The 11,302-nt window shown below is 39.4% G+C and carries 13 protein-coding genes; 11 read left to right on the top strand and 2 right to left on the bottom strand.

The annotated features are described in order from the left end of the window. The first annotated feature begins 23 nt into the window (after window positions 1–23). From BHU72_RS13710 to BHU72_RS13665, 10 genes are all read left to right on the top strand, one after another. Entirely contained in the window at window positions 24–554 is a 531-nt protein-coding gene (locus tag BHU72_RS13710; RefSeq protein ID WP_083248493.1) for a phosphatidylglycerophosphatase A family protein, read from the top strand. Between the two features lie 174 nt (window positions 555–728). After that, entirely contained in the window at window positions 729–1,967 is a 1,239-nt protein-coding gene (gene ystJ / locus BHU72_RS13705; RefSeq protein WP_069703187.1) for an NADP-dependent malic enzyme, read from the top strand. A gap of 9 nt (window positions 1,968–1,976) precedes the next feature. Further along, window positions 1,977–2,663, top strand: coding sequence for a FadR/GntR family transcriptional regulator (locus BHU72_RS13700; protein ID WP_069703186.1), 687 nt, complete (start codon window positions 1,977–1,979; stop codon window positions 2,661–2,663). A gap of 135 nt (window positions 2,664–2,798) precedes the next feature. After that, on the top strand, window positions 2,799–2,996 hold the full coding sequence (locus BHU72_RS13695; RefSeq protein WP_069703185.1) for a glutamate decarboxylase: 198 nt from the start codon (window positions 2,799–2,801) through the stop codon (window positions 2,994–2,996). Window positions 2,997–3,007: 11 nt separating this feature from the next. Further along, the gene (gene accD / locus BHU72_RS13690) at window positions 3,008–3,868 is read left to right on the top strand and encodes an acetyl-CoA carboxylase, carboxyltransferase subunit beta (RefSeq protein ID WP_069703184.1); all 861 of its coding nucleotides are present in this window, start codon (window positions 3,008–3,010) and stop codon (window positions 3,866–3,868) included. Next, window positions 3,864–4,814: an acetyl-CoA carboxylase carboxyl transferase subunit alpha gene (gene accA, locus BHU72_RS13685; RefSeq protein ID WP_069703233.1), complete on the top strand. Its 951-nt coding sequence runs from the start codon at window positions 3,864–3,866 to the stop codon at window positions 4,812–4,814. The genes accD and accA overlap by 5 nt, the downstream gene beginning before the upstream one ends. Before the next feature lie 67 nt (window positions 4,815–4,881). Beyond that, window positions 4,882–5,841, top strand: a complete 960-nt coding sequence (gene pfkA, locus BHU72_RS13680; RefSeq protein WP_069703183.1) for a 6-phosphofructokinase — start codon at window positions 4,882–4,884, stop codon at window positions 5,839–5,841. A gap of 139 nt (window positions 5,842–5,980) precedes the next feature. Further along, window positions 5,981–7,735, top strand: a complete 1,755-nt coding sequence (pyk, locus tag BHU72_RS13675) for a pyruvate kinase (RefSeq protein ID WP_069703182.1) — start codon at window positions 5,981–5,983, stop codon at window positions 7,733–7,735. 26 nt (window positions 7,736–7,761) lie between these two features. Beyond that, the gene (locus BHU72_RS13670) at window positions 7,762–8,190 is read left to right on the top strand and encodes an acyl-CoA thioesterase (protein WP_069703181.1); all 429 of its coding nucleotides are present in this window, start codon (window positions 7,762–7,764) and stop codon (window positions 8,188–8,190) included. Beyond that, entirely contained in the window at window positions 8,184–8,579 is a 396-nt protein-coding gene (locus tag BHU72_RS13665) for an FxsA family protein (protein WP_069703180.1), read from the top strand. Before BHU72_RS13670 ends, BHU72_RS13665 begins: the two co-directional genes overlap by 7 nt. 7 nt (window positions 8,580–8,586) lie before the next feature. Here BHU72_RS13665 and ytvI read toward each other — a convergent pair whose 3' ends face one another. Then, a complete protein-coding gene (ytvI, locus tag BHU72_RS13660; RefSeq protein WP_218076146.1) occupies window positions 8,587–9,699 on the bottom strand; it encodes a sporulation integral membrane protein YtvI in 1,113 nt (370 codons plus the stop codon). 79 nt (window positions 9,700–9,778) lie between these two features. Next, a complete protein-coding gene (locus tag BHU72_RS13655) occupies window positions 9,779–10,723 on the bottom strand; it encodes a DMT family transporter (protein ID WP_176720496.1) in 945 nt (314 codons plus the stop codon). Window positions 10,724–10,834: 111 nt separating this feature from the next. Here BHU72_RS13655 and BHU72_RS13650 point away from each other — a divergent pair, with 111 nt between their 5' ends. Next, the gene (locus BHU72_RS13650) at window positions 10,835–11,296 is read left to right on the top strand and encodes a DUF441 domain-containing protein (protein ID WP_069703177.1); all 462 of its coding nucleotides are present in this window, start codon (window positions 10,835–10,837) and stop codon (window positions 11,294–11,296) included. Window positions 11,297–11,302 lie beyond the last annotated feature (6 nt).

Genomic DNA, 11,302 nt, shown 5'->3' with positions numbered 1-11,302 from the left:
ATTAGGAGGTCGTGCGATTGAACATACAACAGCAGCGAATTGTAGATTTACTGAATCAAAGAGGTGTGACAATTGGAGATATTGCTTCGATTGTCCATCGGCTTCAGTCTCCATATATCCCACATATTTCAATGGAAGAGTGTGAGGAAAGTGTATTACGCGTTCTCAATAAACGCGAAGTGCAATTTACTTTGTATACTGGTATAGCTCTTGACCAGCTAGCAGAACAAAAGCTTTTGCCTGAACCTTTACAAGGAATCATTGAAACAGATGAACCGCTATACGGTGTTGACGAAATCCTTGCATTCGGAATTACGAATGTATATGGATCGATAGGGCTTACGAGTTTCGGCTATTTAGATAAAGAAAAAATCGGCATTATTAAAAAATTAGATACGGACGAAGAATCGATTCATACGTTTCTTGATGATTTAGTAGCAGGCATTGCTGCTGCAGCATCGGCAAGAATCGCCCATCGATCAATCGGAAGCTATCTTGATCAAGATATAGACTCCGATGAAGAAGATGAAGAAAACTCTCAAAGTCTTACATAATTCAGACCAATATTAACAAAATGACCAATAAGAGGATAATTCTGTTTTATAACAATTAGGACAAACAGGGACTTTTCAAGCATCTGTAGTACTGATATAATGGAACAAAATAGATAAGTGGTATGACCACTAGACCACTAGACCATTATACCACTAAAGTAGGAGCTGAAGGTCATGTTAAATCTTAAAGAGAGAGCTTTAGAGATGCACAGACAGAGTCAGGGAAAATTATCAGTTTGTTCGAAAGTGCAATTAAAGGACGCGGACGATTTATCACTTGCTTATTCTCCCGGGGTAGCTGAGCCTTGCAAGGAAATACATGCAGATGTCAACACGGTATATGATTATACGTCTAAAGGTAATATGGTTGCTGTTGTTTCTGATGGTACAGCTGTACTCGGTCTTGGTAATATTGGACCAGAGGCTGCGCTACCAGTTATGGAGGGCAAGGCAGTACTTTTTAAGAACTTTGCTGGTGTAGATGCTATGCCAATTTGTATTAAACATGATGATAGTCCAGAAAAATTAATTGAAGTCATAAGGTTTTTAGAGCCAACTTTTGGTGGTATTAATTTAGAAGACATTGCTGCTCCACAATGCTTTATCATTGAAGAAATGCTTCAGGATACAATGAATATTCCTGTTTTTCATGATGACCAACATGGTACGGCAATTGTTACACTCGCAGGCTTGTTTAATGCATTAAAACTAGTCAATAAGAAAATAGAAGATGTTCTAGTGGTAGCGAATGGTGCGGGAGCAGCAGGTATTGCAATTATTAAACTGTTGATGCACTTAGGTGTGAAAGATGTAATCATGTGTGATACGAAAGGCGCTATTTATGAGGGACGTCCTACTGGCATGAATCCGATGAAGGATACCATTGCTAAAACTACGAATCGAAGTATGAAAACAGGCTCTTTAGCTGACTGCTTAGTTGGAGCAGATGTGTTCATTGGTGTTAGCGCTGCTGGTGCTGTCACACAGGATATGGTCCGATCCATGAATGAAGATGCCATTATTTTTGCCATGGCGAACCCAGTACCAGAAATTATGCCAGAAGATGCGATAGCGGCAGGTGCTAAGATTGTCGGCACAGGAAGATCAGATTTTCCGAATCAAGTGAATAATGTATTAGCTTTCCCAGGAATTTTCCGTGGAGCTCTTGACGTTCGAGCAAAATGCATTAATATAGATATGAAGGTAGCAGCAGCAAAAGCGATTGCTGAATTAATTGAACCTCATGAGTTAAGAGCAGACTATGTAATTCCTAGCCCTTTCGACCCACGGGTCGCACCAAATGTAGCGAAGGCTGTTGCAACAGCTGCCATGGCAACTGGTGTTGCAAGGATTACTGTAGATCCTAAAATCATTGAGGAGAAAACAAAACTTCTTGCTACGATTGGAAAGTAGGTACGAATCATGCTTGAACCTGTGAAAAAACGACGTCTATATGAAGAAATCATGTTTCAAATTCGCGGATTGATAATGGATGGGAGATTTTTACCTGGCGATAAATTGCCTTCCGAAAGAGACCTTGCAACAACACTTGGAGTTGCTAGATCCTCTGTAAGAGAAGCGATCAGAGCCTTAGAATTGTTAGGCTTTCTAGAAAGCCGACAAGGAGAAGGAACTTTTATAAAAAGCCATTCCGGGACAGAAATGATTGAATCATTAGCACTACTCATCCTCAAAGAAAAGGATACATTAGATAATTTATTTGAGGTCCGTGAAATATTAGAGTGTGAGACGGCACGTTTAGCAGCGGAACGAGCAAGTGAAGAGGATCTAGAACGACTAGAGATGATTTTAAGTCGTGCAGATAAAACTGTAAAAGAAGGAACAATTCCTTTAACAGAAGATACGGAGTTCCATTATGCATTAGCAGAAGCATCTGGGAACGAAATTCTAGTACGTGTTATGCATACCATCGGAGATTTTATTCGCAAAGGGAAAGAAGGCAGTTTAACTTTGCCAGGCAGACCACAAAAATCTGTTAAAGACCACTATGAAATTCTTTATGCAGTAAAAGATCAAGATGGCGAACGAGCGAGAGAAGCGATGCGTAATCACCTGAAAAAGGTTAAAACGGACCTATTTGGTGAATAATGGTCTTGTTGCGCCAGTCCTATAAATTGTGATATTATAACTAAAAATACACTATAACGCATACTGTTTATAATAGCAGTATGCGTTATTTATACAGAAACTTAAATTAATCGGATATGAGAGGGAGGAAACTCCATGTGGACCGTTATTTACATCTCTCCTACTGAGAAAATAGCGGAGAAGATTCGCACTCAATTAACAGAAGAAGGTTTTTTAATAAAGGTAAAACAAGTGAGTGGATCCAAACGTCAGTTTGAAATATTAGTGCCAGAAAGTGAATTAGACGAAGTTCAGGATGCATTACATAGAGTATTGCATTCTTCCCATTTGTGAGGTGAAACGTAGTGCTTAAAGATTTATTTCAGAAAAAGAAAAAGTACGCATCAGTTACAGCGAAACAAGTTCAAAAGGATGTACCACAGGGTATTATCGTGAAATGTCCGTCCTGTAGTGCAATACTATATGCGAAAGAATTAGAGAAGAATTATAAAACTTGTAATAAATGCAATTATCATTTTGCAATTACTTCAAGAGAACGTATTAGCTATACTTTAGATAACGAAAACTTTTTCGAATATGATGAGGATTTACAATCTTGCAATCCACTGGAATTCCCTGAATATGAGGATAAGCTTGCTTCAGACATTGAAAAAACTGGTCTAAAAGAGGCAGTAGTCACAGGTGAAGGAACAATCGACGGGATGCCGCTCGTGTTCGGGATTATGGACTCTCGTTTTCGGATGGCTAGTATGGGTTCTGTTGTAGGAGAGAAAATTACTAGAGCGATAGAGAAGGCAATCATTAAAAACTATCCGTTTGTATTATTCTCAGCTTCTGGTGGAGCAAGAATGCAAGAGGGGATTTATAGCTTAATGCAAATGGCAAAGACCTCTGCAGCTCTAAAGGAGCTTGATCGTCAGGGCGGGTTGTTCATATCAGTTATGACCAATCCCACAACAGGTGGAGTAACTGCTAGCTTTGCATCTTTAGGGGATTTGAATATTGCCGAGCCAGGGGCTTTAATTGGGTTTGCTGGAAGAAGAATTATTGAGCAAACGATTCGCCAAAAGCTACCTGACGATTTTCAGACAGCAGAATTTCTATTAAAACATGGTCAGTTAGACCAAGTGGTTCACCGTAAAGATATGCGTTCGTTTTTGAGTAAGATAATAAAAATGCATGCGCTCGGAGGTGGGCACCATTAAGAATGATATGAATTTTGAAAAGCCACTTACAGAATTACGAGAGAAAATAGATGAACTGAAAAAATTCACAATTTCATCCGATATCGACTTATCCGATGAAATTGCTAAACTAGAAGAACGTGCTGTTAAGTTAGAGAATGAAATTTATGGCAATCTATCACCTTGGCAAAAGACACAAATTGCTCGTCATAGCTTAAGACCTACGAGTTTGGACTACATAAAAGCTATATTTGAAGACTTTATAGAGTTGCATGGTGATCGTAGTTTTGCTGACGATCCAGCAATCGTTGGTGGTATTGCAATTTTGAATGGTCAGCCAGTGACTGTTTTAGGTCATCAAAAAGGGAAAGATACTAAGGACAATATTGCTAGAAACTTTGGCATGCCACATCCAGAAGGATATCGTAAGGCATTGCGATTAATGAAACAAGCAGAGAAGTTCAAGCGACCGATCATTTGCTTGATTGATACCCCGGGGGCCTACCCTGGCAAGGCTGCTGAGGAACGTGGACAAGGGGAAGCGATTGCTAAGAACCTATTTGAAATGGCGGGATTAACCGTACCTATAATCTCTATTGTCACTGGTGAGGGTGGTAGTGGTGGTGCGTTAGCATTAGGCGTAGCGGACCGGATTTATATGCTAGAGAATGCCATTTATTCCGTAATATCTCCTGAAGGTGCGGCAGCTCTATTATGGAAGGATGCATCTTTAGCTCAAAAAGCTGCTGAGACAATGAAAATTACTGCCAAAGATTTGTATGGATTTAATATTATCGACGGCATTATTGAAGAACCAAAGGGTGGAGCACACAAGGATACAGGGAAAACAGCAGATGCGATGAAGTCTATCATTGTATCGGCATTAGAAGAGTTATATCACTTGAGCAAGGATGAAATGCTAAAGCAACGATATAATAAATATAAGAATATTGGATGTTATCAATAGTAAGACACAGCACTGTATTTGCAGTGCTTTTTGTGTTACAGATGTAAACTGAGTGAGGAGGAGTTCTATGAAAAACATTGCCGTTCTTACTAGTGGTGGCGACTCACCAGGAATGAACGCGGCTATCCGTGCTGTCGTTAGAAAAGGGTTATATCATCAATTAAATGTTTTTGGTGTATATCGTGGCTATCAGGGTCTTATTGAGAATGATTTGAAAGAGATGAAAGTTCACTCTGTAGCAGATATTATACAACGTGGTGGTACGATACTATACACGGCTCGTAGTGAAGAATTCCGAACTCCAGAGGGGCAGAGAAAAGCTGTTGATAACCTCAAGAATAATGGCATTGAAGGGCTTATTGTGATTGGTGGGGATGGCTCTTTCCGTGGGTCTATGGAGCTTGCGAAACTAGGAATCCGTGTAATTGGGATTCCAGGGACGATTGATAATGATATCCCTGGTACAGACCAGACGATAGGTTTCGATACTGCCGTGAACACAGTAATCTCACTCATTGATAAAATTCGCGATACGGCAAGCTCGCATGACCGTACATTTATTGTAGAAGTCATGGGACGTAGTGCAGGGGACATCGCTGTACGTGCGGGACTCGCAGGTGGTGCAGAATCTATCATTATCCCAGAACGAGACTTTGACTACGATGATATTACTGATCGCCTAATGAAGGGTCATAATCGAGGGAAGAAACACAGTATCATTATTGTGGCAGAAGGAATTGGATCTGGAGAAGCGATTGCAGAACGGATTAAGCAATCGACTGGACTTGATACGCGTGTTACTGTCTTAGGGCATGTACAAAGAGGGGGTTCGCCAACAGCATACGATCGATGGTTAGCAAGTCTGATGGGTGGTAAAGCAGTAGACTTACTATTGAATAATCAATCGGGCTTAATGGTTTCAATAGTGAACCAGAATATTGTAGGAGTACCTTTTGAACAAGCGTTTTCGGAAAAACCGAAAATTGACCTAGATGCATATGAATTATCGAAAATTTTATCCATTTAGGTTACCATAATAGAAAACTGCGTAACAAAACATTTAATATTAACTAAAACAATAAGAAACATACATACACCATTCACATTTTTATATTACACTTGAAAGAAAGAATGAAGATATTCAGTATCAATGTTGGAGGTACATTATGCGAAAGACAAAAATAGTCGCGACAATAGGACCAGCTACAGACTCACTAGAAACATTAAGAGGAATCATTAAAGCAGGCATTAATGTCGCAAGGTTAAATTTCTCTCATGGATCCCATGAAGAACACAAACGTCGAGTCGAGCTTGTTCGTAAAGTTAGCCAATCAGTAAATATTCCTGTTGCGATTATGGTAGATACGAAGGGCCCAGAGATTCGTACGAAGGAAGTAGTAGATGGGAAGGTAGAGTTAAAGTCAGGTGAAATGATCACATTAGTTCCAGGCGATTTTATAGGAACACAGGAAAAGGTAGCAATCACGTATGACCATTTAGCTGAAGATTTATCGGTTGGCGATACGATCCTTGTGGATGATGGTCTAATCGAATTAAAGGTCGTTAGTATTGCTGCATCTGAGGTACATTGTAAGATTATCAACTCAGGAATATTGAAGAACAAGAAAGGAATTAATCTTCCAGGAATATCCACACAACTTCCAAGTATTACAGAAAAAGATGTGCAAGATATTCTGTTTGCGATTGAGAACAATGTAGAATTCATTGCTGCCTCGTTTATTAGAAAAGCCCTTGATGTGTTACAAATTCGTGAGATTTTAGAGAAACATAATTCGAAAATCCAAATTATCTCTAAAATTGAAAGCACAGAAGCGGTTGTAAATATTGATGAAATTATCGAAGTGTCCGACGGAATTATGGTAGCTCGTGGGGATTTAGGAGTAGAGATTCCGCCAGAGCAAGTCCCACTAGTGCAAAAAGAAATTATTAAAAAATGTAACGAAGCTGGTAAGCCAGTTGTAACGGCTACGCAAATGCTTGATTCTATGCAGCGCAATCCTCGACCAACAAGGGCAGAAGCAAGCGATGTAGCTAATGCAATCCTCGATGGAACAGACGCCATTATGTTATCTGGTGAGACGGCTGCCGGCGATTATCCATTGCAAGCAGTTTCTATCATGGCTCAAATTGCAGAAACAACAGAAAACTCGAATATTTATAAGAATAACTTGCGTGCCGACTATCAATGCATTCTTCCATCATCCGTTACTAGCGCAATCAGTTATGCTGTCGCGAATGTCGCCCACGAACTACATGCAAAAGCAGTAGTCACATCAACATCTAGTGGATATACAGCTAGAATGGTATCGAAGTTTCGTCCAGCATGTCAGATTATAGCGGTTACACCAGATCCGTTGGTGAGCAGACAATTGCTTATTTCCTGGGGAATACAGCCTGTATTAGGCAAGGAAACCCATTCTACGGACGAAATGTTCCGAGTTGCGATTGAAGCTGTAGACCATTCGAAATATATTAAAAGCGGTGATTTGATTATTATCACTGCCGGTGTACCAGTAGGGCAGTCAGGAACTACGAATCTAATGAAGGTTCATATTATGGGTGAAATCATTGGAAGAGGGACTGGTGTTGGTGAGAAGAGTGTAAGTGGAATTGCTCGTGTATGTGAAGTCAATAGTACTGCCTGTGATGAGATGAAAGAAGGAGAAATTCTAATCACATACGCTACTGAGAAAGATCTTATGCCAGCCATAGAAAAAGCGAGTGCGATTATCACTGAGGAAGCTGGAATCACATCACATGCGGCCATCGTTGGTATTAGCTTAGGCATACCTGTCATTGTAGGTGTTCGAGGAATTTTACATAAAGTGAAAAATGGTGATGAAATTACCGTAGATGCATCGCGCGGCGTAATCTACTCAGGTAGAGCAAATATACTATAATTGCTAACCGTGGGAAGGAGTACTACATGACAGGTCATAACTATTCAGAACTGCGCGTTCGATATCAGGAAACAGATCAAATGCAAGTAGTATACCATTCGAATTATGCCATATGGTTTGAAGTGGCTCGGACGGATTTCATGAGGACCCATGGCATTAGCTATAAGAGTTTAGAAGAAGATGGAATCATGATGCCTGTCGTGGACTTATACTGTAAATATGTAAAGCCTGCGAAATATGATGACATTGTTGAGATTCATACAGCGATTCATGATTTTACAGGTGTAAAGCTTGTTTTTACCTACAAAGTGGTTCATAAAGAGAGACAAGAGCTACTGGCGACAGGGTATACAACACATGCATTGATTCAAAATGGTAGACCAATCAGCATACAAAGAAAGTATCCGCAATTGGCGCGAATCATTGAACAACTATGGGGGGGTGCACAATGCTAAGACTACTTACCCTACTGTTTATACTTGTTCCTGCTTTAGAAATTTATGTTATTATTAAAGTTGGTCAAATCTTCGGCGCTTGGACTACCCTTGGATTCATCATATTCACAGGCTTTTTAGGAGCATATTTGGCAAAAAGTCAAGGAAGACAGACGTTATTACTTGCACAATTAGATTTACAGCAAGGAAGGATTCCGGGCGAGGCAATATTAGATGGCTTAGCCATTCTGGTTGGTGGGTTACTTTTATTGACTCCAGGGTTTGTAACAGATGTTGTAGGGTTTCTTTTGTTAATACCGACGTCCAGGGGGATTTTAAAACTATGGATGAGAACATGGTTTTCAAACATCCTGCGTTCTGGGAACATACTAATATACAAAAAGTGGTAAAAGAGTATTACTCTTTTACCACTTTCCATATGTCATGGAATACTTCTGCTTTATACAAGGTAGTCAATAGTACGAGTATGATGGGCCCCATGATGAGTCCAAATACCCCTAAAGTTTTCAGACCAACATATAATGCGATTAATGTCGGTAAGGGCTTCGTTCCAACACTAGAAGATAGAATCTGCGGTTCAATTGATTGTCTTGTAATTGCAATCGCTAGATAAAGTACAGAAAGGCCAATGGCAAGCTTGTATTGCCCGAAGATAAAGAGATATATAACCCAAGGAACAAACAGTAGTCCAATACCAATGTAAGGTAAGATATCAAGAAATGCAGAGATTAGTCCTAGCGTAAACGCATATTCTACATCTAGTGCTATCAGTCCAATAATAACGATAACCCCTGTGACACTTACTAGAATTGCTTGGGCTTTGATATAGCCGCCGAAAGCTTTCACAAGCTGATGGTATACAATCGCTCCTTTATCAGAAACTTCCTCGGGGAGACGCTCTTGTAGTTTGGCTTTATAGAGGTTCCAATCCTTTGCTATGAAATATGCTGCTAGAATCGCCACTACAACGATAGTTAAAGTCCCCGGTATACCACCTACGATACGCACTGTATCCGTGAGCACGGTTTTAATAAATGCCTGCACCTGATCCACTAAACTAGGGAAATTGCTTTGAATAGTCATCATAATATTGTGTTGCGCTTCTGCTGGTAAGCCTTGATAATAATCATTCAGAGTATCAAAGTAATCGACAAAATACTCTTGTACTAATAATTCCTGCATATATTCCGTACTGGCCGCAATATAATTTGGTAGCTGATAAGCAAGCTTAATTCCTTCAGAGATAATTTGCGCCGTAATTAAGGTAATAAAGGTTGTCCCAACTACTAAGAATAATAATAAGATGATTAGAGTTGCTACGGACCGATGCATCCGATATCGTTTTTCCAAAACATTAATTAATGGAACCATAAGAAAAGCAACGAAAGTTCCTAAAATAAAAGGTAAGAAGATAGCAAATAAATGCACAAACAAATATCCTATAATGGACAAAATCAATAACAATATAAGCAATCGAAGTAAAATTACGCCATTTCTTTTTGTGAACACCATTTTCACCTCCATGTACTATAATAGACTATCTCATATCTGATTATATCGAGAAGACTTGCATTCATTGATTATGAGACTAAGAATCCTGTAATTTGATATTCTGTTCTTGGTTAACAAGAGGTTTTGTAGAATACTTACGATTACTCAAATATACTCCTATGATGATAAGCACTGCCCCATAGAATTGATAAATCGATAACTTTTCTCCGAATATTAAGACAGCTAGTGTAACTGCTGAAATTGGCATTAAGTTAATAAAAGATGCAGCTTTCGCAGCGCCAACTACACGGATACCATCATACCAAAGAACAAAGCTTAAGGCGGACACGACAACAGCCATATAGACAATCGCTGACCATACGGTAATGTTAGCATTTGAATATTGTTCGTTCATAATCTGTGGTAAAGAAAAGACAAACAGAAAGAATGTGCCTGCAATACACGCATATGTCGTTGATACGAGTGGTGAAAACCGCTGTAAACTAATTTTCCCAACAATCGAGTAAATCGCCCAACAAATGACGGCACCAATAAGAATGAAGTCTACTTTTGTCACTCCAGCTTCAAAGAATGATAGGATGGAGCCATTCGTGATAATCACAAAGGCACCTACGATTCCCAACAGGACACCCAAAAATTGTAGTGGACGCAACTTTTCTTTTAGTACAATAACAGATAAAATAGCAATAAATATTGGATTTGTTGCGATCATTAATGAGCTTTTCGTAACAGGTGCAAGCATTACGCCATAAAAGAATAAGACATTATAGCCGTAGATTCCCACAAGCCCTAAAATGGTAAATGTTATAATATCTTGCTTGGCTAACTTCGGTCGATTGGGCTCTCGAAGTGTCATGACAATCCATAGTACAATCGATGCCCCGAAAAAACGTAGGAACGCGACGGTAAAGGGATGAAACACCGCAACGGAAACCTTTGCGGCAATGAATGCACTTCCCCATATAAAGGTTGATAGAATTAAAGAGATATACGTTTTGTTTATGTCTGATAACGGTGCCAATAGTATCCTTCTTTCTGTTTTTGAGAAACTATAATCCATTCATTATGCTTAAGCATATAAAAACAATACCATATAGTATAGCATTCAGTAAATCAATTTAGAGGTGAACATATGTCTCAAGCATCGATATTTTTAATCCTATTACTTGGTTTGGGATTACTTAGTAAGAATCAATCTGTGGTAGTGGCTGTAGCGGTTTTACTGTTGATTCGTTGGACAACTTTATCACCATATATCTTTCCTTGGTTGAAGAGTCATGGATTAAATGTGGGAATTATTATTATAACCATAGCCGTTTTAATTCCGATTGCCACTGGTGAAGTGGAGTTACGGCAGCTCTCGGATACCTTGCAATCTCCACAAGGTTGGATTGTAATTATATCCGGATTATTAGTAGCAATGCTTGGTGGTGCTGGAGTTGACTTACTCAAGAATGACCCGCAGCTTACGGGTGGATTAGTCATAGGGACGATTTTGGGAGTCATTTTTCTAAAGGGGATTCCAGTCGGACCTTTAATTGGTGCTGGAATTGCGGTGATATTCATGCGGATTTATGCGATGTTTAGCGGTTGATAAAAA

Source organism: Desulfuribacillus stibiiarsenatis, from assembly GCF_001742305.1.
In the GTDB taxonomy this organism is placed as follows: domain Bacteria; phylum Bacillota; class Bacilli; order Desulfuribacillales; family Desulfuribacillaceae; genus Desulfuribacillus_A; species Desulfuribacillus_A stibiiarsenatis.
The sequence above is the reverse complement of the archived record's forward strand: the minus strand, read 5'-3'. Positions and strand labels throughout refer to the sequence as shown.

Excerpts from the sequence above, each read along its gene's own strand:
- BHU72_RS13665 (WP_069703180.1), top strand. The coding sequence starts at position 8,184 with ATGCTAAGACTACTTACCCTACTGTTTATACTTGTTCCTGCTTTAGAA.
- BHU72_RS13700 (WP_069703186.1), top strand. The coding sequence starts at position 1,977 with ATGCTTGAACCTGTGAAAAAACGACGTCTATATGAAGAAATCATGTTT.
- ystJ (WP_069703187.1), top strand. The coding sequence starts at position 729 with ATGTTAAATCTTAAAGAGAGAGCTTTAGAGATGCACAGACAGAGTCAG.
- BHU72_RS13670 (WP_069703181.1), top strand. The coding sequence starts at position 7,762 with ATGACAGGTCATAACTATTCAGAACTGCGCGTTCGATATCAGGAAACA.
- BHU72_RS13695 (WP_069703185.1), top strand. The coding sequence starts at position 2,799 with ATGTGGACCGTTATTTACATCTCTCCTACTGAGAAAATAGCGGAGAAG.
- BHU72_RS13650 (WP_069703177.1), top strand. The coding sequence starts at position 10,835 with ATGTCTCAAGCATCGATATTTTTAATCCTATTACTTGGTTTGGGATTA.
- pfkA (WP_069703183.1), top strand. The coding sequence starts at position 4,882 with ATGAAAAACATTGCCGTTCTTACTAGTGGTGGCGACTCACCAGGAATG.
- pyk (WP_069703182.1), top strand. The coding sequence starts at position 5,981 with ATGCGAAAGACAAAAATAGTCGCGACAATAGGACCAGCTACAGACTCA.